The following is a 21,092-nucleotide window of genomic DNA, read 5'->3' on the forward strand; positions in this document are numbered from 1 at the left end:
ACAACTGGTCGCGAGATCAGCCGATAACTGGAAGACCATTGGTTCGGACTCTCAGATTATCTCCTCATCAGGCTAATCACGGTTATTTGACCCGGCTCTTGCCGGGTCTTTTTTTGCCTGGAAAACGCTGGGCTCAGCGCGCGATGATCAACGGATGACCACGTTCCGGATGCGACTGCACCAACACATCCAGACCAAACACCGCCTTGAGCGGCTCGGGCCGCAGCACCTGTGTCGGCGTGTCGAGGGCATGCGGGCGCCCGTCCTCCAGCAACAGGATACGATCACAATATCGCGCCGCCAGATTCAGGTCATGCAGGATCACCAGCACCGCTGCGCCACGATCGGCAAAGCTGCGGATGGCCTGTAACGTCGTATGCTGATGCAACGGATCGAGCATCGATGTCGGCTCATCCAGCAACAACGTCTGCCCCGCCTCGCCCGGCCATAATTGCGCCAATACTCGGGCCAGGTGCACCCGTTGGCGCTCCCCACCCGACAAGGCCAGGTAACTGCGACCGCTCAGGTGTCCCACATCTGCCGCATGCAGTGCTGCGTTGATAATGTCCTCATCTCGTACCCGACCGGTCTGATGGGGCAAACGTCCCATGCCTACAACCTCCTCGACACGGAATGCAAAATCCAGGGTTGAGGTCTGGGGTAAGACTGCCAGGCGTTGGGCGCGTTGCGCGCCGCTCAAATTCTTCAATTCCTGCTGACCCAGCCAGACCTTGCCCTGATCAGGCAACAATTCACCGCACAGCGCACTCAACAAGGTACTTTTACCCGCACCATTGGGGCCCAATACGCCGAGCACTTCGCCCGGCAGCAGGTCCAGGGTCACATCCGCCAACACGGTCTTGCCTGCGCGACGGATCTGCAACGCTTCCACCCGCAGCATCAGGCGCGCCCTCGCAACAACAAATAGAGAAAAAATGGTGCGCCAATGAACGCGGTAACGATACCGATCGGCAATTCCGCCGGCGCCAACGCCAAGCGTGCCACCAGATCCGCAAACAGCAGCAAACTCGCGCCCGCCAGCACCGACGCCGGCAGCAACACTCGGTGATCCGGCCCTGCCAGCAACCGCACCAGATGCGGCACCACCAATCCGACAAAGCCGATCATGCCGGCCGCAGCCACCGCTGCGCCAACGCCCAGCGCCGTGCAAAACACCAGTTCACGCTTGAGCTTTTCAACATCAATGCCCAGATGGCTGGCCTCGGATTCACCCAGCAACAGCGCATTCAACGCCTTCGCTCGACGCGGTAACCACAGCGCCACGCCCGCACTGACCAGCAGCAACGGCCATAATCGCGAATAGCTGGCACCGTTGAGGCTGCCCAGGTTCCAGAACGTCAGGGTGCGCAAGGTGGCGTCGTCTGCCAGGTAGGTAAACAGCCCGACTGTGGAACCGGCGAGCGCCGTCAGCGCAATACCGGCGAGCAGCATCGTCGCGACGTTGGTCTGGCCATTGCGCCGTCCCAATCGATAAACCAGCGCGGTGACGCCCAAGCCTCCCAGAAACGCGCAGATCGATAATAGATACGGCCCGACTGCGTCCGGTAACCCGCCAAAAAACGAGCCTGCGACAATGGCCACCGCAGCCCCCAATGCCGCGCCACTGGACACGCCGACCAGGCCAGGATCAGCCAGCGGGTTGCGAAACAACCCCTGCATCGCCACGCCCGACAAGGCGAGCACACCCCCGACAGCCAGGCCCAATAACGTGCGCGGCAAACGAATCTGCCCCAGGATCAACTCTGCCTGCTCAAGCCCCGGGGCATCGATCGGCACCCCAATCAATCGCAACGCCGCCCTGAGTGTGTCGAACAACGGCAGGCTGACCGGGCCCAGCGCCAATGAGAGCCAGATCGCCACCAGACACAACAGCGCCAGCCCGATAAACAGCGTTTTCGGTTTAACCAACGTCGTCATGGGGCGGGTTGCGCGCTGGACGGGTAAAAGCCAGCCGACAACTGCGTCAGGCTTTGCGGCAAGCGTGGCCCAAGCCCGCCCACCAGCAGCGTCGGGTCCAACTCAAACACTCGGCCGCTCTTGGCCGCCGGGGTGGTCGCGAGGATAGGATTTTCCTTGAACAGCGCTGCACGGGCTGCCTCACCGCTCAATGCTCGATCAGCAAATACCAGCACATCAGGACTCAACCCGGCCAGCGACTCCACCGAGAACAGCTTGTAACCGGTGTGAGTCGCCAGGTTATGGCCGCCGGCCTGCTGCACGATCCAGTCAGCGGCGGTGTCCTTACCGGCGATCAACGGCTTGCCGCCGGCGTGCCCGAGCAACAGCAACACGCCCGGTGCTTTTTGCGTCAACTGCGCCTTGGCCACCCAGGCTTTCTGCCGGTCCAGGGCTTGCTCATAGCCGCTGAACAATTGGTTGGCCTTGACCTCGCTGTCCAGCAGCTTACCCAAATGCGACAGGTTGGTTTTCAGGCTCGCTAAATCCGGCTGTGCCGAGAACATCTCAACCTGCACCCCGGCGCTGCGGATTTGCGCCAGCACCGGCGGTGGCCCCATCTCCTCGGTACCCACCAGCAGCTGCGGGCGCAGGCTGAGAATGCCCTCGGCCGACAATTGGCGCTGATAACCGATGCTTGGCAATGCCTTGAGTGACGCCGGATGCTGGCTTGTCGTGTCCACGCCGACCAGTTTCGATTCCGCCCCCAATGCCGTCACCCACTCCGATAACGCGCCACCGGCGCTGACCCAGCGTTGCGGCAGCTCCAGGGCTTGGGCCGCGTGGCTGACCAGCAATCCGGCAAAAAGCGCAATAACGCTGGCACTCAGGCGCATAACAGGGTTTCCTTTCAAGACAGAGCCGCTCATGCACTCATCAATGTGACAGATACAGCCTGTCCGGCATCGTAATGAGCACCCGACCAGCTGACGGGCGAAGCGGCATTTGATAATTGTTTGCATTTTCACGTCAAGCGACATGCTTCGGAACGAGCAGCTGTAAGGCCCGACCCGCTAGTAAAATAGGCTAAATATGAAGTTTGTTTGCCCATCCGATGCGCTCGCGCAAAATGCCAGCCGCGGTTTCGAAATTGATGGCCAAAAGCTGTTTGCCGTACGCCGGGAGGGTACTGCCTACTTTTATGTCAATCGCTGCCCACATCGCCGCGTATCACTGGAATGGGAACCCGATCAATTTCTCGACAAAAGCGCCAGCTTGATCCAGTGTGCAACCCACGGTGCACTATTTTTGATAGAAACTGGCGAATGCGTTTCCGGTCCCTGTGCTGGCCAACGTCTAATCACATTGCCCAGCACGGAAGATGAGAATGGCTTATGGGTACAGGTTTAGCGTCAGCGGATATTATTAAACAAGCTATTGAACACGGGCGATCATTTACTTTATGCCACTGAAGTACTCCGCCAACACTTCAATCTTCCTGTCATCCATATCCTTCATGACTCGGTTCATTACCGTACCGTGCGATATGTTGTGCTTATAAGCTTGCATCGCAGTACGGAGAAATTCCTTTGAGCGCCCTTGTAACGAAGGAATAGTGCCAGTAGCCCCGCCTCGCCCCTCATACCCATGACAATTAACGCACCCATTGCTCGCCATGATTCCGATGACGTTTTCTTCCGCTGCCGCCGTAGTCGTCCAGAGAAAAAACAGCATAAACATCAATCCTCGATTCAATACCACTCCATTACACCCTTGTATATTGATTAAACCATTAATACTACAAACAGCGAAATCCACGGCCCTTGGCACTATAACCACATGGCGCGCCAACCGACTGCTTATTAATTTATAGTGCGAAGTTTCGAAAGATCAAGGACGATATTCACTTAAAAACAAATCAGCCACAACGGTACTAATAGCGAACCCTACGCATTGACAGTCAAACACCCTATGTACAAAAAAGATAAATTTGTACAAATAAACACTTTGAAACATATTACAACTTGCCGATTATGAATCCTGTGGCCTTAACTATCGACTCGTGTAATCCCGCACAACTAACGCATTAATGGGGTTACGCACCAACCATCGAATCACAGAAAAGTGGAAAAGGAATTTCATGAAACGCTGCATAGCGCTGTCTATGATATCAATCGCACTGAGCATCAATGCTACCCAAGCCATGGCAGAGGATGCCAAGGCTGCCTTAGCGCCGCAGAAAGCTGTAGTGATAGTGTTCAATCCTCCCAAAGGCATGGAGCAGGAATTTCTTGAATCTTTCACTAAAGAGCAAGCGGCGAACTTCAAAGCGCATGGCAGCAGTGACAAAAAAACGACTGAGTCCATTAACCTAATTCCTACAAAATTAGGTGAGCCGCTCATTCATATCACAATACTCAAAGATAGAGCGGCCTACGAAAAAACCTTCCAAGCATTTGGTCCACAAGAAAACCGGGGCGCTTATGTAGGCAAGCACTCAGAAAAGTACGGCGACCTGAACATCCCTAAAATATACCTTCAAAACTCGCAATCTTACTTTGCAGACGTAGTTAAATAACTTCTTTCTTGTTCCATCTTCATAGAGAGCTTGCTGCCAAGGCCTGTTAAGGGCACTAAATCCGATTGGGTTTTTAGTGTACCGCTTGGCATACGCAAGCAGGCGTCAGGCAGTACGTGTGAATTCGGAAGATACAATGATAGATGATCGTAGAACTCTCCTTAAATGGTTGATCACGGGCGCCGGAATAGCTGCACTAGACGCAGCGGCAGGCCCTTCAATTAAGATGTCACAGGCAAAAGTTTATAAAGTTGTAGTGGTGGGTGGGGGGTTTGCAGGTGCCACATTCGCTCGCACGCTAAAACGTCTCATACCCAACACTGTAATAACATTAATTGAAGAGTATACGGAATACTTCTCGGGCCCGCTCAGTGCGGAGTGCCTGACAGGAAAACGTAATGAAGAGACCTTGACGTTCGACTATAAAAAGCTCGTATCTGAAGGGATAAATGTCGTGCATGAGCGTGCGCTGACAATTGATGCTACTCAAAAAGTAGTAAAAACACCAAACACCACCCACCGGTACGATCGATGCATTGTGGCTGCTGGTATCGACTTTGATTTTGACCATATTAAGGGTCATAGCGAAGGGCTTGCTGATGTTTTTCCACACGCCTGGAAAGGGAAAGACCAGTTGAGTGCCCTGAAAAAACAACTGGAAGAAATGCCGGACGGCGGTACGGTTCTGATGTCGGCTCCCAACACAGAATACAGGTGTCCACCGGGGCCGTATGAGCGAGTGAGTCAGATCGCCGAATACCTTATCGCGCATAAGCCAAACTCAAAGATTATCTTCCTCGACTCCAAAGAGAGGTTTCCCAAGCAAGCCCAGTTCGAATTGGCTTGGAAGCAGTTGTATGGGTACGGGACCGCAGAAAGCATCATTACCTGGATCGGCGCCCAACAGGGCGGAACGGTTACAGAATTGAGGCCGGACACGCGGGAACTTGTGTGCCAGGCAGGGGCTTTCAAGGGCGATGTCATCAATATTATTCCGAGACAAAAAGCCGACCTTTTCACCGCTGCAAACGGCCTGACTGGCGAGAACGGTTGGTGCCCGGTAAATACACAGACATTCGAGTCTTTGAAGGTTGCGAACGTTCATGTTATTGGCGACGCAGCAGACGCTCACAGCTTGCCAAAATCGGCATTCGCGGCCGCGTGTCAAGCACGGGTGTGTGCGCTGGCCGTGTATTCGCTGTTCAATCAATTGCCTCTCATGACACCAGAGTATATGAATGTCTGCTTCAGCCTCTGTGGCACGCATTACGCGATTTCGGTAACAGTGAGTTATCAACAAAATCCGCAAACAAATAAAATTGATGTTATTTCAACAAATATTACACCTCTCGACGCCCCGAAAACACAGTATGTGAGTGAAGTGCAATCCGCCTATGCCATGTTTAACAGCATGGCCAGCGGTGCTTTTGGCTAGCGATTGACAACTGAAGTGACGACACAAAGAACGCTCATAGAAACGGATGTTAACTCATGAATTTCATCGAAGAAGACTTTTTAAGTCGTCTAACAGACAAGGATATCGTTTATACGCTCGCGCTAACTGGATCAACAGCCAGAGGCGAGGCACGCAAGAATACCTCTCGACATGACTACACATCAGACATTGATGTACTTTGCCTCATAGACCCTAAAGATATACCGCAAACCTTGTGTTGTAAGAACGCCTACGAGAAGTGCAGTTCGCTGATATTGATGAGCAGCGAAGCTTTAAAGCACCCTTCAAACGCAATCCTTTCCATGGAGCTTGATTGGTTCGGAGACAATGGTCTTCTCTTGCAGAAACCTGACTTTAGTGGACACCGGGCAGATGAATTCCTGGCGTACCAGACACAACCTCTGGCGTACTACAATGCTCAATTAACGAACTCAACAGCACACGTCGCACGCAGGCTTTATAGCAAAATTTGTATCACCTGTTTAAAACTACTCTATCTATCTGAATATCCAGAACGACGACGTTTCGTATTCGAACACGAATTGATACCTCACCGCTTTCCCGAGGTAAGCACTGCCCTTGTCGAACACATTGTCAACCGAGACCTGCCAGATGATCAGTTGGAATCTGTCGCACAGCATCTAAAAAACTTAATTACACAGCACAGGCTTATAACTGAAAGTGCGACTTTCCTTGATTCGACAGCCCTCTATTTCTCAAGTGAAGACCAGCAGGCCGACAAGATAATCCAAGCCGTATTTTTGGAAAACAACAAGTTAAGTAAACCAGAAAGCTTATTTTTAAGAGTCCATTGAATGATCGATATAATAACGACCCTCGGCCCTATCGGAACCGATTCACACACACAAGCTGCGAGTACTGGATCCACTGTATCTTTACACTCGACCTTTCATGCAGCGATTGAACATGCAAAAAAATTCAAGACGAGGTTATTAGTGCCGGCGGGATTTAGAGAATACCGCGACGGTAAACAATTTTCGTGGGTAGATTTTCACTTCGAATACTTGGATTCATTCGAACTACAAAGCGTCTGGTTTGAAAAAACACTGCCTATGGCGTTATTGCACAAGTCTTATGACTCGATTGCACTACACCCGTCAACGTGCTCACTAATAGCCGACCTGAACTCATACAAAGAAATTAAATACACTCAATCGAAAATCCATGCCTATCAACTCTACAAAAAAGGAGAGGTAGCCTCGGCGTTGACGAGCAGCTCGACATTTGATCAAACACTCGATGAACTTTATATTAAATCCCAATTTACTCCAACAATGGTGTGGTGCCTTTACCGCGCGAATTCTTTAGACATGGGCGTTTCCCGATCAACTGGATCGCCTTAACGGTCGATAACTGTAGCTCATTATTGGAAAACCCAGCGGCGGACATAATCAAAAGGAAAGGCAGTGAAGCGTACCAAAAACCAGATCATCATACTGCTTTGCTTTGTAATTTCGCTCACTGAGCGGTTCACCCAAGCCTCAATACCGCTCATTGTTAACCATTTGGATCTTTCCGGGTTAGAAATGTCGTTATTTCTAAGTGCCATGTCCGCATCGACTGTTTTCATAGGCGTGGCCATTGCCCCCTGTATAGACAGTTTTAGTCAAAAACGTTTTCTTTGCTTGATTGGTTTATTTACGCTCATTGCATCTGTATCGTTCTTCTTGTTCAACCGTAACGAAGCGCTCATTTGGGGCTGTCTGTTGACATTCAACATCGGCGCTATTCTTCGCATAATAAACTTTAAACGACTTTCAACCATAAACCTCGAAGTAGATAAATCCAAATTATCCCACGCACATACTCGCATGCAGTTATCCATAACGCTAGCGATGGCACTGGCGCCATTACTCCTGGCCGTGACGGCGGCTGACAACTATCTGCACCTTGCCTTTTGCCTGCTCATAAGTTCCGTTATTTTAAGCAGCTGTACGTCGTCGGTCGCGCCTCACTCAAAACATTCTACCTCAGTTAAACCCGCAACCATCACAGTTTGCGCGATGACGTCGGCTCACCACTTTATCTTTATCGGCATGCTATTGTCAGGACTATTTCTAAGCATACTACTCAGATATTGCCAAAGCATATCAATTAATCCCACTCAACTTTACTCAACCATTTTGTTCTCGCAAGTCATCGGCTTAATTATTGCCAATAGTATGTTCGAGCGCTTTTTCAATCATCGCTTCAACCGATACGAGCTGCTAATCATCAGCATAGTTGTCGCTGAATCGGCTTTTATTTATACGACGTCGTTCGTGGTGGTAAACACGCTTTCCTTTATCATCGGCTTCTCATTTCAAATTATGTTCCTTAGGTCTCATAACCAGTTTCAGCGCATGATTCCTCATGGTTTGACCGCTAAAGCAAATGGCACGCGTGGACTGTATACGTTTGCAGGAGTCACCATCGGTTACTTCGCGGGGCCTCTACTGTATGAGTTTGGCGGAACGCCTTTATCTTTCGCGACATGCAGCGTCGTAGCGTTGCTTCTCTTTAGAGTTCTCAATCATCTACGCTTAAACAATTCACTCGATTATGCAAGACCTGGCATCTAGGAAGACATTGATGTCGTTTCAACTAAAACTCACTCAGAGGCATACATAATGATAGCCCCTTGGAAGTTTCAATGTAAAAATCTTCACATTCAATTTGAAGCAAACTTTTCTGTTAAAGCGCCAAAGCCTGCCCTATCACAGGCGCTGCGTGTGTTGCCTACTGATGCTGCGATCAGCAATACCTTTCTTCTGACCATTTCAAAAATGCGTTCAACTTGCTTTACTGATGAAGACTTCATCACAAGTCATGAAGCCATATTAAAAGTCGCCATTACATGGCGCTCTGCTCGTTACTATTTCCCGGTACTTGCCGTAGTCGACGCCCCTCACTCCATCGCGCGCGGAGCATTATTGGGCTACATGAAAGACATTGGCACTGTAGAAATGGAAAACGACCATAGTCAATTTGATTGGAACCGCACGGAAAACTCTATAACCTTAAGTTCCACTGACAACGAGATTGAAGATATCTTATTACTCCCACATCTCACATTTCGGAACTACCGCACCCCTGACGTAGGGGTAAAAGGATTATCGACACTGGATATCCAAGATCACACATGTTCGCCGACCTTGCGATGCACGTCGGCAGTGGTCAACCTTCCCTTTCTGGAAAATTTCGGAATATCACCCATCACGCCGTATAAGCTCGGCAAGTTGTCAGAATCTTTCACGCTGAATGGTTGCAACTATGCATAACATCCTTTTTGTTGGAAAAGGATTGATTACTACTTCACTGGCCGAACGCCTCAGTAGTGCTGACTGGAAAGTTGACTATTACTCTCGGACAGAGACAAGATTGAACTTTATCGATCTGTCGAAATATGACTATATTGTTTCTTGTCTTCCCAACGCAGAAATTTCTACACGCGTCTGGAGCAATATTTTAGCAGTCGCGCTTGCCAGCCATGCATTCCAAACAGTGTTCATTGAACTTTCGACACTCACCTGTGAAGCCATCAAGCAAATAGGAAACTCCTTTAACGACGAACGACTGAATTTTATTGAGGCCCCTTTTACTGGTAGCAAAACAGGATCACTGAAAGGGAGCCTGATATATTTCGCCCATTCGCAAAGGGTAGACACTCAACATGACCCATTCTTTAATACGACCTCTTCGAAAGTCTATACGTTCGACCATATCGGCGCAGCCACTCAATTTAAATTATTCTATAACCTGTGGGGACTGACTGCGCTCGGGCTTTTAGGTCAAATGCTAAGGCTACTGGAGGCGCTGCCTCAGAACGAACTGGCTGCCACGATAATCACTTCACACGATGACTTCTGGATGAACTCAATTGCGCAACAAAAGCTTAATCAAAGCCTGGCACGAAACCATCAGGATATACATTGCAAGTTAAAATATGCAAAAAAGGACATAAAGTACGCCTTGGATGAATTCAGCGATTACAAATTAGACTTGTCTCACTGCCTATTTTCTATTTTAGAGTCGGATCAAAGCATCGGCTATGACGAATTGGATTTCACCGCAATGAGTGAATTATTCAAATGACCGGATTACGCCCGATCACCCGTCAAGCGACAAATACACTGGCGCTAGCTAAATATCCCGGCGCACAACCTCACTGGGTAGCGGATATGGGTTTTGCAACGCCAGACCCCATACTTTCTGCCGTTAGAGAAAGAATTGAAGAGGGGCATTTTTCCTATCCAAACATTCCACGTTCTGTCTACAAATCCATTCAACAATGGTGCATAAAGCAGTATGATTGGGGCATACGAGAAGAATGGATTGTTATAGTTCCTAATACAATATCGGGTGTTCGAATCTCTATCAAGAGCACATGCCCCCATGGGACCATTGCTGTGCAGTCGCCTAACTACGGCAAGCTGCTTAATTTAAGCAAGGGATTTAATTTTACGCAGTGGGCGATAGCGCTGACCGAGAACAGCAAGCCGTTCACGACTAGCGATCTCGGTCAAATTAGGCGGACCAGGCCATCGGCAATTATTCTCTGCAACCCTACTAATCCGACCGGCATTGTTTCAACCCGAGAGGAGCTTGAAAGGCTAGCATTCAATATCGAAGATCTTGACGCAGTCGTTATTTCGGATGAGGCTCACGCAGATATAATTCTCGGTGACTGTCGTCATATTCCAGCGGGATCAATAAAGGGACTGGAAAACAAATCTATTACGCTTCTATCGCCTAGTAAGACTTTTAATTTAGCTGGCATATTCGTAGGCTATGCCGTTATCCCATCCCCAACGATTCGCGAGAAGTTTAAAGAGACCCAGGCATTTTTTGCCACCGGTATAAACGCGTTGGGGCTCGTGGCGCTTGAAAGTGCTTACTTCAATTGCTCCAATTGGCTCCAGTCATTGCTGCAGCAGTTGAAGATCAACCAGAACATCATCCAAACTACGCTGCGTCATACGTCCCTTAATTACAGCCCCTCAGAAGCAACCTACCTTGCATGGATTGATACCAGGGCGGCCGACGGGAACGTTTTTGCCAAACTTCTGCAAGCAGGCGTCGCAGTATCCGACGGTCACGAGTTTGGTTCGCCCGGCTGGATCAGATTTAATTTCGCTTGCCCGCAAGATCAGCTGGCGACGGCGACATCCACGTTCTTAGATTTATTCAGGAGTATTAAATGAAAATTCTCATAACTGGAGGCGCCGGCTACATAGGCAGCACAATTTGCTTGGCACTTGCCGACGCCGGGCATCATCCGGTTATCCTTGATGAGCAGCCTTGCCCCACTGAAAAAGCCTCTGGGACGGTTTCATACTATCAAGGTGATATTTCTGACCGACAACTTCTCACGCAGATTGCAAAGGCTCATCCTGACCTTTCCTTGGTCGTTCATTGTGCAGCAAAAATTGACGTCGCCGAATCCATAACACAACCAGACACTTATTATGAAAATAATTTTTCAAAGTCAGTAAGCATGGTCAACCATCTGCTTGATTTGGGCGTCAATAAGTTAATTTTAAGCGGAACTGCAGCTCTTTACAGCGCGGACAATGCACATCGCTTTGACGAGCATTCAAACCCTGTCCCAATGAGTCCCTATGCCAGATCCAAATACTTTCTTGAACTGGCACTCAAAGATATTTCTAACGCAAGGGACTTTCAATTTCTCACTTTCCGATATTTCAACCCCATTGGCAGTGATCACTCATTCAGAACGGGCTTCAGAGGCGACAATAAAAGCAGTCTTTTAAATTCGCTGATCCAATGCGCAGCATCAAGGAAGCCATTTCAAATCAACGGCACTGACTGGAATACTCGGGATGGATCTACGGTCCGGGACTTTGTGGACGTCGCAGACCTTGCCGCCGCACACGTGCTGGCTGCGCTTGCCTTTAACAACAATAGTTTATCGGTGCCGCTGAACCGGTTTGGAATGCCTGTCATCAACCTGGGTTCCGAGCGAGGCGTTACTGTAGAGGAGTTTGTGCTGGCATTCATGAGTGCCACTAAATCTGAATTGGTCGTAAACAGGGCCGGGCGACGTCCGGGCGACATCATTGGCGGTTATGCATCGAGTAAGCTGGCCCGCGAGTTGTTGGGGTGGGCACCTTCAACCCCACTTCAGACTTCCATTCTTAATTCGATCCGTTGGGCCACCACCTTAAACAAGTAGATTGGGGGTGACCTGGTCGATGCGTGACCAGGCTTCGCCGTCTGTCATGATGGTAAGGAGGAAGTCCGCAACGACGTTCAATTACCCAGAACGATCTGGATCGGCCGCTCAATGCGTATTTCTTCGTGCGTGACCCGTACACCGTAAGCTAAAACTTCAACGCCGGCAGCCTTGGCTTCACGCAATGCGGTGGCATAGCCCGCGTCGATTTCCTCGGCGGGCCGCACCGCATCAACACCCGATAGACACACGCAATACAACTGCACCGCCCGCACACCTTCACGCGCCAGGTAAGCCAGCTCCCGCAGGTGCTTGGCACCGCGTTGGGTCACCGCATCGGGGAACGCCGCCACTGAGCTGCCATCAAAGCCCAACGTGACACTTTTGACTTCGACAAATGCGGCCCCCTGCGGGTATTCCAGGCGAAAATCGATCCGGCTTTTTTCCTGACCGTAAGGCACTTCTCGCTTCAACCCAGTGAAACCGTTGAGCTCAGTGATGACGCCGGCGCGCAATGCCTCCTCGACCAACTGATTGGCGCGTGCCGTGTTGATGCATGCCAGCCGGCCCTGAGGCGTTTCGCCGATTTCCCAGGTGCCTGGCAACTTGCGCTTGGGGTCGGCGGAACGGCTGAACCACACCTGGCCACCTTCAACCATGCAATTGAGCATCGAACCGGTGTTCGGGCAGTGAATGGTGAGCAACTCGCCGGTAACGGTTTCGATATCGGTGAGAAAGCGCTTGTAGCGGCGGATCAGCCGCCCTTCTTCGAGAGGAGGATGAAAACGCATCAGCCTTGCCAGCTCCGCAAGCCACGGGCAATCCGCTCCACCGCTTCTTGTAGCCGGTCGAGGTTTTGCGTGTAGGCAAACCGCACGTGATGACCGGCTTGATAACGCCCGAAATCCAGCCCGGGAGTAAACGCTACATATTCTGTCTCCAGGAAATGCCGACAGAACGCGAAGGCATCACCGCCGAACGCGCTGATATCCGCATAGAGATAGAACGCCCCTTCCGGCTCCACGGCGATCCTGAACCCCAACTCGCGCAGAGCCGGCAGCAGGAAGTCACGGCGCCGGCCAAATTCGGCGCGACGCTCCTCCAGAATGCTCAGGGTTTGCGCGGTGAAACAGGCCAACGCCGCATGCTGGGCCATGCTCGGCGCGCTGATGTAGAGGTTTTGCGCCAACTTCTCCAATTCACCGACCGCTTCCGGGGGTGCCACCAGCCAGCCCAGGCGCCAGCCGGTCATGCCGAAATACTTCGAAAAACTATTCAGGACGAAAGCATCGTCATCGACTTCCAGCACGCTCGCGGCGTCTGCGCCGTAGGTGAGGCCGTGATAGATCTCGTCCACCACCAAATGGCCGTCACGCGCTTTGATGGCGCTCGATAGCCCGGCCAGTTCGTCCCGAGTGAGCATGGTCCCGGTAGGATTGGCCGGGGAGGCAACCAGCGCGCCTACGCTGTCCGGGTTCCAGTGTTCTGCCACCAGGCCCGCAGTCAATTGATAGCGTACGTCCGGTCCCACCGGCACCAACTGCGCCGCGCCCTCGACCAGGCGCAAAAAATGCCGGTTGCAGGGATAGCCTGGATCCGCCAGCAGCCAGTGCTTGCCCGGATCCACCAGCAAGCTGCTGGCCAGTAACAGCGCGCCGGAGCCGCCGGGCGTGATCAGAATGCGCTGCGCATCGATGTCCAACCCATAGCGTTGCTGGTAGAAACCGCTGATCGCTTCACGCAACTCGGGCAGCCCACGGGCGGCGGTGTAGCGAGTCTTGCCGTTGGCCAGGGCCGCCTGGCCAGCCTGGATAATCGGTTCGGCGGTGGTGAAGTCCGGCTCGCCGATTTCCAGATGGATCACGTCGCGGCCGGCTGATTGCAGCTCATTGGCCCGCGCCAGTAACGCCATGACATGAAAAGGTTCGATGGCGCGACTGCGCGCACTGTAGGGCTGAGCCATTAGCCTTCCTTAGACGGTGAGGACAAAATCCGGATTCTACCGAACCCTGGCGCTAAAACATGCTCTATTGCCTGCCCGGCCGACTTCACGGCTCGGGCAAGCGCCGGCAAAACGACTAAAATCAACATTCCAGACGCGACATACCCAGCCACGACGGGGCCCTGCAGTTTGCAACCCCGGCGCGACAGGCTCGACAACCGGGAGTGGCGCACCCTGAATCTATCTGGTAAGTTCGCCCGCTTGCAGCCGCAGGGCCGGCAGGTGTCGGTGACGTTGCAATCCTGCGCAATGGATTAGAAGAGTGAGAGGCGGTCTATTCATGTCCACCCAAGAAAAGCAAAGCATCAGCGGCTTCGAACCTTACGTAGAGAAGAAAGGTGAGGAGTACATGGGCGAGCCCATGCGCTTGCACTTCACCAAGATCCTGAACAAGTGGAAACAAGACTTGATGCAGGAGGTTGATCGTACCGTTGACCACATGAAGGACGAAGCCGCCAACTTCCCTGACCCGGCCGACCGTGCCAGCCAGGAAGAAGAGTTCGCCCTCGAACTGCGCGCCCGCGATCGCGAGCGCAAGTTGATCAAGAAGATCGACAAGACCCTGCAACTGATCAAAGACGAAGAATACGGCTGGTGCGAATCCTGCGGCGTCGAGATTGGTATTCGTCGCCTGGAAGCCCGCCCGACCGCGGACCTCTGTGTAGACTGCAAGACCTTGGCCGAAATCAAGGAAAAACAGGTCGGCAAGTAATACCTGCCGAGCTGAACGAATGGGGTGTGCGAACGCCCCATTTTTGTTTCTGGCGTTTACCGATTTTCCAGTAGTATCCGGCCCATGACTGCCTCTACCTATATCGGGCGTTTTGCCCCTACGCCCAGCGGCCATTTGCACTTCGGCTCCCTGGTCGCCGCCCTCGCCTCCTACCTCGACGCCCGCGCCAACCACGGCCGCTGGCTGATGCGCATGGAAGACCTCGATCCGCCCCGGGAAGAACCCGGCGCCCAGGCGGCAATTCTGCATGCCCTTGAGAGCTACGGCTTTGAATGGGACGGCGAACAGGTCCGGCAAAGCGAGCGACACGAGGCCTACGCCAAGGTACTGAACGACCTGTTCAACCACGGCCTGGCCTACGCCTGCACCTGCTCGCGCAAACAGCTGGAGCCCTACAACGGGATTTACCCCGGACTTTGCCGCAATGCTGGCCACGACCAGCAAGATGCCGCTATCCGTCTGCGCGTACCCGAGCTCGAATATCATTTTACCGACCGGGTACAGGGCCAATTCCGACAGCACCTGGGGCGTGATGCGGGCGACTTCATCATCCGCCGCCGCGACGGCCTGTACGCCTATCAATTGGCCGTGGTGCTGGATGACGCCTGGCAAGGGGTTACCGACATCGTGCGCGGTGCCGACCTGCTCGATTCCACACCCCGCCAGCTTTACCTGCAGGAATTGCTCGGCCTGCGCCAGCCGCGCTATCTGCACGTGCCGCTGATCGTCCAGCCCGACGGTAACAAACTGGGCAAATCGTACCGTTCGCCACCGCTGACCGCGGACCAGGCCACGCCGTTGCTGCTCAGAGCACTGCGCGCCCTCGGTCAGCCGGTCGTAGACGAACTGCTTTACGCAAGCCCACGGGAACTGCTGGATTGGGGCATCCAGCAGTGGGATGCCACACTGATCCCGCGCACACTCACGCTGGCCGAAGCGCAATTGAGCTGAAGGCGCTTGCAGCTTGCCGGGCATCCGTTACCATCGCCGCAGTTTTTCAATCAGAGGCCAACATGTACATCTATCGATTGGTCCTGCTGCTGGTCGTCGGGATCTACCTGTTTTCCCCCGCCATCATGGATTGGTGGATCGACGCCACGGGCGCCTGGTACCGCCCTTATCTGCTGTGGCTGATCCTGATCGTCGTGACTTTCATCCTGCAGAGCCAAAAAGATGCCGATGAGCTTTAGCCTCACCCAGATGCTGCTGATCAGCGCCGCCTACCTGGCGGCGTTGTTCGGCGTCGCCTGGATCAGTGAGCGCGGAATGATTCCGCGGGCGATCATTCGCCATCCCTTGACCTACACCTTGTCCCTGGGCGTGTACGCCAGCGCCTGGGCGTTCTACGGTACGGTGGGCCTGGCCTATCAATACGGCTATGGCTTCCTTTCCAGCTACCTCGGGGTGTCCGGCGCGTTCCTCCTGGCGCCGGTGCTGCTGTACCCGATCCTGAAAATCACGCGTACCTATCAGTTGTCCTCCCTGGCGGACCTGTTTGCCTTTCGCTTTCGCAGCACCTGGGCCGGTGCGCTCACCACGATTTTCATGTTGATCGGCGTGCTGCCGTTGTTGGCCCTGCAGATCCAGGCAGTGGCCGACTCCATCAGCATCCTCACCCGCGAGCCCGTGCAACATCGCGTTGCCCTGGCCTTCTGCGCCTTGATCAGCCTGTTCACGATTTTCTTCGGCTCACGCCATATCGCCACCCGCGAAAAACACCAGGGCCTGGTGTTCGCGATTGCCTTCGAGTCGGTGATCAAGTTGATTGCCATCGGCGGTGTCGGCCTTTACGCGCTTTACGGCGTGTTCGACGGCCCGCAACAGTTGGAATTGTGGTTGCTGCAAAACCAGACCGCCCTGGCCGCGCTGCACACGCCGCTGCAGGAAGGCCCGTGGCGAACACTGCTGCTGGTGTTCTTCGCGTCGGCGATCGTGATGCCGCACATGTACCACATGACCTTCACCGAGAACCTCAACCCACGTTCGCTGGTCAGCGCCAGCTGGGGTTTGCCGCTGTTCCTGCTGTTGATGAGCCTGGCGGTGCCGCTGATCCTCTGGGCCGGCCTGAAACTGGGGGCCACCACCAACCCCGAGTATTTCACCCTGGGCATCGGTATCGCGGCCAACAGCCCGGCCCTGGCGCTGCTGGCGTATGTCGGCGGTTTGTCCGCGGCCAGCGGCCTGATCATTGTCACCACGCTGGCCCTCTCCGGAATGGCGCTTAACCACCTGGTGCTGCCGCTGTACCAGCCACCGGCCGAGGGCAATATCTACCGCTGGTTGAAATGGACACGTCGCGCGCTGATCGTCGCCATCATCATGGCCGGCTACGCCTTCTATCTGCTGCTGGGTGCCGGACAGGACCTGGCCAACCTCGGCATCGTGGCTTTTGTCGCCACCTTGCAGTTCCTGCCGGGCGTGCTGTCGGTACTGTACTGGCCCACCGCCAATCGCCGTGGCTTCATCGCCGGGTTGCTGGCGGGCATCCTGGTGTGGCTGGTCACTATGTTGCTACCACTGGTCGGCAACCTGCAGGGGTTCTATATCCCCTTGCTGAACATGATTTACGTGCTGGACGACACCAGCTGGCACATGGCCGCGATCGCCTCGCTGGCCGCCAACGTGCTGATGTTCACGCTGATCTCGTTGTTCACCAATGCCAGCCCCGAAGAAATCAGCGCCGCCGAAGCCTGCGCAGTGGACAACGTGCGCCGCCCGCAACGCCGCGAGCTGCACGCGGCCTCGCCCCAGGAATTCGCCACGCAACTGGCCAAGCCACTCGGTGCCAAGGCCGCGCAAAAGGAAGTCGAGCAGGCCTTGCGCGATTTGTACCTGCCGTTCGACGAGCGCCGGCCCTATGCCCTGCGGCGTTTGCGTGACCGTATCGAAGCCAACCTGTCGGGGCTGATGGGCCCCAGCGTGTCCCAGGACATGGTGGAAACCTTCCTGCCCTACAAGGCGGGCGGCGAGAACTACGTGACCGAAGACATCCACTTCATCGAAAGCCGGCTCGAGGACTACCACTCGCGCCTCACCGGCCTGGCCGCCGAACTCGATGCCCTGCGCCGTTATCACCGCCAGACCCTGCAGGAACTGCCGATGGGCGTGTGTTCCCTGGCCAAGGACCAGGAAATCCTGATGTGGAACAAGGCCATGGAAGAGCTTACCGGTATCGCCGCGCAACGCGTGGTCGGCTCTCGCCTCAATACCCTGGGTGACCCCTGGAAAGAACTGCTCCAGGGCTTTATCAACCTGCCCGACGAGCATTTGCACAAGCAGCACCTGGCCCTCGACGGCCAGACCCGCTGGCTGAACTTGCACAAGGCCGCCATTGACGAGCCCCTCGCACCCGGTAACAGCGGCCTGGTGTTACTGGTCGAAGACCTCACCGACACGCAGATGCTCGAAGACAAGCTGGTGCACTCCGAGCGCCTGGCCAGCATCGGTCGCCTGGCCGCTGGCGTGGCTCACGAGATCGGCAACCCGATCACCGGTATCGCCTGCCTGGCGCAGAACCTGCGGGAAGAACGTGAGGAAGACGATGAAATCACCGAGATCAGCGGGCAAATCCTTGAGCAGACCAAGCGCGTGTCGCGCATCGTGCAGTCACTGATGAGCTTCGCCCACTCCGGCGCCCACCAGAATCAGGACGAAGCGGTATGCCTGGCCGAGGTGGCGCAGGATGCCATTGGGCTGCTGGCCTTGAACCGGCGCAATTTCGAAGTACAGTTCTTTAACTTGTGCGACCCGGACCATTGGGTCGATGGCGACTCGCAACGCCTGGCCCAGGTCCTGATCAACCTGCTGTCCAACGCCCGCGACGCGTCCCCCCCGCACAGTGCAGTCCGCGTCAAGAGCGAGGCTTTCGAGCACACGGTCGACCTGATCGTGGAAGACGAAGGCAGCGGCATTCCACAGAACATCATGGACCGATTGTTCGAACCATTCTTCACCACCAAGGACCCGGGTGAAGGTACCGGTCTGGGCCTTGCACTGGTCTATTCCATCGTTGAAGAGCATTATGGACAAATCACCATCGACAGCCCGGCTGACACCGAAAGCCAACGCGGCACCCGTATTCGGGTGACCTTGCCGCGTCATGTCGAAGCGACGTCCGCTGTGAACTGAGACCGTCGAGAGAATTGAATCAATGCCGCACATTTTGATCGTCGAAGACGAAACCATTATCCGCTCTGCCTTGCGTCGCCTGCTTGAACGTAATCAGTACCAGGTCAGCGAAGCCGGCTCGGTGCAGGAAGCCCAGGAGCGGTTCAGCATTCCCACGTTCGACCTGATCGTCAGCGACCTGCGTCTGCCGGGCGCACCGGGTACCGAATTGATCAAGCTCGGCCAGGGCACGCCGGTGCTGATCATGACCAGCTACGCCAGCCTGCGCTCGGCGGTGGACTCGATGAAGATGGGCGCGGTGGACTACATCGCCAAGCCTTTTGACCACGACGAGATGCTTCAGGCAGTGGCGCGCATCCTGCGTGACCGCCAGTCGGCCAGCAATGCGCCGGTCGAACAACGCCCGGCAGGCAAAGCTGCCGACAAACCGGGCGTCGACAACAGCAACGGCGAGATCGGCATCATTGGTTCCTGCCCGCCCATGCAGGACCTTTACAGCAAGATCCGCAAGGTCGCGCCGACCGACTCCAATGTATTGATCCAGGGCGAGTCGGGCACCGGCAAGGAACTGGTGGCCCGCGCCCTGCATAACCTGTCCAGGCGCGCCAAGGCACCGATGATTTCGGTGAACTGCGCGGCAATCCCCGAATCCTTGATCGAGTCCGAATTGTTCGGCCACGAAAAAGGCGCGTTCACCGGTGCCAGCGCCGGGCGCGCGGGCCTGGTCGAAGCGGCCGATGGCGGCACGCTGTTCCTCGACGAGATCGGCGAGCTGCCCCTGGAAGCCCAGGCGCGCTTGTTGCGCGTGTTGCAGGAAGGCGAAATTCGCCGGGTCGGGTCGGTGCAATCGCAAAAGGTCGATGTACGTCTGATCGCCGCGACGCACCGTGACCTCAAGAGCCTGGCCAAAATCGGCCAATTCCGCGAAGACTTGTATTACCGCTTGCACGTGATTGCGCTCAAGCTGCCGGCACTGCGTGAGCGGGGCGCCGACGTCAACGAAATCGCCCAGGCGTTCCTGCTGCGCCAGAGCGCACGCATCAACCGTACCGACCTGAAATTTGCGCCCGACGCGGAGCAGGCGATCCGGCATTACTCATGGCCGGGCAACGTGCGCGAACTGGAAAACGCCGTCGAGCGTGCGGTCATCCTGTCGGAAAGCCCGGAAATATCCGCCGAGCTGCTGGGCATCGATATCGAACTCAGCGATCTGGACGACGACGACTTCATCGGCCTGGCGCCGCAACAGGGCGCGGGCAGCAATACCAGCCACGAGCCGACGGAAGATTTGTCCCTGGAAGACTACTTCCAGCATTTCGTCCTCGAGCACCAGGACCACATGACCGAGACCGAACTGGCACGCAAGCTGGGCGTGAGCCGCAAGTGCCTGTGGGAACGTCGCCAGCGCCTGGGCATTCCACGGCGCAAGACCGGCGTCGCCAGCGAAAGTTGAGGGGCCGCGCCACAGGTAACACGTGCAGATGTGAAAAAACTGTTACCGCGGATATTTCGCGTAACAAAAGCCGGGGCTTACGGTAACGAAGCCCCGGCTTTTTTTGGTCCCTCAAAAACCCGAATCGGACTCAAACCCCCGGTTTTACTGGGCGACGCTAAAGTTGGCACGCCCCCTGCTATATGCTTAGTACAAAAACAATAACAAGCTTTGTACAAGACAATAAAAATAAGACGAATCGACTCACGCATAACAAAAACAACACGGCGGAGGCGCAGCTAACTGATTCTTTTGGAGAGGCGTTGCATTTGGGGCTTGCCCCGCAACCAGGCCGAGAACAACAAAAACTGCCCTAAGGCAGAGCCTGAACTGGTTGGATCGTAGATCAGCAACACAGCGACCAAAGCAATCCGTTTGCTCTTGGCTCCCGATTGGGAGTGTCATGAAGGTGAAGCTTCATGACGAGGGCGATCAACAAAAACAAGAAGCCCGAAATCAATAATAAAAATAGAGCACGCAACTACTTCTGGGGGAGCTTCGGCTCCCCTTGTAGTTTCCGACAGATTGCCCCTGGATTGGCCCTCAAACGCTTTTGGCGCAACGCCCGCAGCTTGTTCCTACACCATCCC

General features: G+C 54.5%; 21 protein-coding genes. 15 read left to right on the forward strand and 6 right to left on the reverse strand.

Features of this window, described 5'->3' with window-relative positions:
* Window positions 1–133: 133 nt before the first annotated feature.
* From PspCFBP13528_RS13825 to PspCFBP13528_RS13835, 3 genes are read right to left on the reverse strand one after another with little or no spacing between them, the layout of a single operon-like run.
* Window positions 134–901 carry a heme ABC transporter ATP-binding protein gene (locus PspCFBP13528_RS13825; protein WP_137200411.1) on the reverse strand — a complete coding sequence of 256 codons (768 nt, stop codon included), beginning with the start codon at window positions 899–901 and terminating at the stop codon, window positions 134–136.
* Complete coding sequence (locus tag PspCFBP13528_RS13830) at window positions 901–1,884, reverse strand: iron chelate uptake ABC transporter family permease subunit (RefSeq protein ID WP_178084432.1); 984 nt, start codon at window positions 1,882–1,884, stop codon at window positions 901–903. Before PspCFBP13528_RS13830 ends, PspCFBP13528_RS13825 begins: the two co-directional genes overlap by 1 nt.
* Window positions 1,885–1,934: 50 nt before the next feature.
* A complete protein-coding gene (locus tag PspCFBP13528_RS13835) occupies window positions 1,935–2,813 on the reverse strand; it encodes an ABC transporter substrate-binding protein (protein WP_065952203.1) in 879 nt (292 codons plus the stop codon).
* Between the two features lie 196 nt (window positions 2,814–3,009).
* Here PspCFBP13528_RS13835 and PspCFBP13528_RS13840 point away from each other — a divergent pair, with 196 nt between their 5' ends.
* Window positions 3,010–3,327: a Rieske 2Fe-2S domain-containing protein gene (locus PspCFBP13528_RS13840; RefSeq protein ID WP_083218017.1), complete on the forward strand. Its 318-nt coding sequence runs from the start codon at window positions 3,010–3,012 to the stop codon at window positions 3,325–3,327.
* A gap of 45 nt (window positions 3,328–3,372) precedes the next feature.
* Here PspCFBP13528_RS13840 and PspCFBP13528_RS13845 read toward each other — a convergent pair whose 3' ends face one another.
* Window positions 3,373–3,651: a c-type cytochrome gene (locus PspCFBP13528_RS13845; protein WP_161594760.1), complete on the reverse strand. Its 279-nt coding sequence runs from the start codon at window positions 3,649–3,651 to the stop codon at window positions 3,373–3,375.
* 406 nt (window positions 3,652–4,057) lie between these two features.
* Between PspCFBP13528_RS13845 and PspCFBP13528_RS13850 the strand changes: the two genes are divergently transcribed.
* From PspCFBP13528_RS13850 to PspCFBP13528_RS13890, 9 genes are all read left to right on the forward strand, one after another.
* On the forward strand, window positions 4,058–4,495 hold the full coding sequence (locus PspCFBP13528_RS13850) for a hypothetical protein (protein ID WP_065952201.1): 438 nt from the start codon (window positions 4,058–4,060) through the stop codon (window positions 4,493–4,495).
* 136 nt (window positions 4,496–4,631) lie between these two features.
* Window positions 4,632–5,930, forward strand: a complete 1,299-nt coding sequence (locus tag PspCFBP13528_RS13855) for an FAD-dependent oxidoreductase (RefSeq protein WP_065952200.1) — start codon at window positions 4,632–4,634, stop codon at window positions 5,928–5,930.
* A 56-nt stretch (window positions 5,931–5,986) separates the two neighbouring features.
* Entirely contained in the window at window positions 5,987–6,766 is a 780-nt protein-coding gene (locus PspCFBP13528_RS13860) for a nucleotidyltransferase domain-containing protein (protein WP_137200414.1), read from the forward strand.
* The gene (locus tag PspCFBP13528_RS13865; RefSeq protein WP_137200415.1) at window positions 6,767–7,315 is read left to right on the forward strand and encodes a hypothetical protein; all 549 of its coding nucleotides are present in this window, start codon (window positions 6,767–6,769) and stop codon (window positions 7,313–7,315) included. It begins immediately after the preceding gene.
* Window positions 7,316–7,378: 63 nt separating this feature from the next.
* On the forward strand, window positions 7,379–8,533 hold the full coding sequence (locus PspCFBP13528_RS13870; RefSeq protein ID WP_137200416.1) for an MFS transporter: 1,155 nt from the start codon (window positions 7,379–7,381) through the stop codon (window positions 8,531–8,533).
* A gap of 48 nt (window positions 8,534–8,581) precedes the next feature.
* Window positions 8,582–9,232: a hypothetical protein gene (locus tag PspCFBP13528_RS13875; protein WP_137200417.1), complete on the forward strand. Its 651-nt coding sequence runs from the start codon at window positions 8,582–8,584 to the stop codon at window positions 9,230–9,232.
* Window positions 9,225–10,046, forward strand: coding sequence for an NAD(P)-binding domain-containing protein (locus PspCFBP13528_RS13880; RefSeq protein ID WP_161594761.1), 822 nt, complete (start codon window positions 9,225–9,227; stop codon window positions 10,044–10,046). The genes PspCFBP13528_RS13875 and PspCFBP13528_RS13880 overlap by 8 nt, the downstream gene beginning before the upstream one ends.
* On the forward strand, window positions 10,043–11,155 hold the full coding sequence (locus tag PspCFBP13528_RS13885) for an aminotransferase class I/II-fold pyridoxal phosphate-dependent enzyme (protein WP_137200419.1): 1,113 nt from the start codon (window positions 10,043–10,045) through the stop codon (window positions 11,153–11,155). The genes PspCFBP13528_RS13880 and PspCFBP13528_RS13885 overlap by 4 nt, the downstream gene beginning before the upstream one ends.
* Window positions 11,152–12,147: an NAD-dependent epimerase/dehydratase family protein gene (locus tag PspCFBP13528_RS13890; RefSeq protein ID WP_065952195.1), complete on the forward strand. Its 996-nt coding sequence runs from the start codon at window positions 11,152–11,154 to the stop codon at window positions 12,145–12,147. The genes PspCFBP13528_RS13885 and PspCFBP13528_RS13890 overlap by 4 nt, the downstream gene beginning before the upstream one ends.
* Before the next feature lie 77 nt (window positions 12,148–12,224).
* Here PspCFBP13528_RS13890 and sfsA read toward each other — a convergent pair whose 3' ends face one another.
* Window positions 12,225–12,938, reverse strand: coding sequence for a DNA/RNA nuclease SfsA (gene sfsA, locus PspCFBP13528_RS13895; protein WP_137200420.1), 714 nt, complete (start codon window positions 12,936–12,938; stop codon window positions 12,225–12,227).
* Window positions 12,938–14,110: a pyridoxal phosphate-dependent aminotransferase gene (locus PspCFBP13528_RS13900; RefSeq protein WP_065952193.1), complete on the reverse strand. Its 1,173-nt coding sequence runs from the start codon at window positions 14,108–14,110 to the stop codon at window positions 12,938–12,940. The genes sfsA and PspCFBP13528_RS13900 overlap by 1 nt, the downstream gene beginning before the upstream one ends.
* A 319-nt stretch (window positions 14,111–14,429) precedes the next feature.
* Here PspCFBP13528_RS13900 and dksA point away from each other — a divergent pair, with 319 nt between their 5' ends.
* The 5 genes from dksA (at window position 14,430) to PspCFBP13528_RS13925 (ending at window position 20,463) form a co-directional block, all read left to right on the forward strand.
* Window positions 14,430–14,861, forward strand: coding sequence for an RNA polymerase-binding protein DksA (gene dksA / locus PspCFBP13528_RS13905; RefSeq protein WP_065883968.1), 432 nt, complete (start codon window positions 14,430–14,432; stop codon window positions 14,859–14,861).
* 84 nt (window positions 14,862–14,945) lie between these two features.
* A complete protein-coding gene (gene gluQRS / locus PspCFBP13528_RS13910; RefSeq protein WP_101219514.1) occupies window positions 14,946–15,833 on the forward strand; it encodes a tRNA glutamyl-Q(34) synthetase GluQRS in 888 nt (295 codons plus the stop codon).
* Between the two features lie 62 nt (window positions 15,834–15,895).
* Window positions 15,896–16,072, forward strand: coding sequence for a hypothetical protein (locus tag PspCFBP13528_RS13915; RefSeq protein ID WP_003176118.1), 177 nt, complete (start codon window positions 15,896–15,898; stop codon window positions 16,070–16,072).
* The gene (locus PspCFBP13528_RS13920; protein ID WP_162515427.1) at window positions 16,056–19,010 is read left to right on the forward strand and encodes a sensor histidine kinase; all 2,955 of its coding nucleotides are present in this window, start codon (window positions 16,056–16,058) and stop codon (window positions 19,008–19,010) included. Before PspCFBP13528_RS13915 ends, PspCFBP13528_RS13920 begins: the two co-directional genes overlap by 17 nt.
* 22 nt (window positions 19,011–19,032) lie before the next feature.
* Window positions 19,033–20,463: a sigma-54 dependent transcriptional regulator gene (locus PspCFBP13528_RS13925; protein WP_065952190.1), complete on the forward strand. Its 1,431-nt coding sequence runs from the start codon at window positions 19,033–19,035 to the stop codon at window positions 20,461–20,463.
* The last annotated feature ends 629 nt before the right edge of the window (window positions 20,464–21,092 follow it).

It is taken from the genome of Pseudomonas sp. CFBP13528, from assembly GCF_005233615.1.
Classification (GTDB): Bacteria; Pseudomonadota; Gammaproteobacteria; order Pseudomonadales; family Pseudomonadaceae; genus Aquipseudomonas; species Aquipseudomonas fluorescens_AM.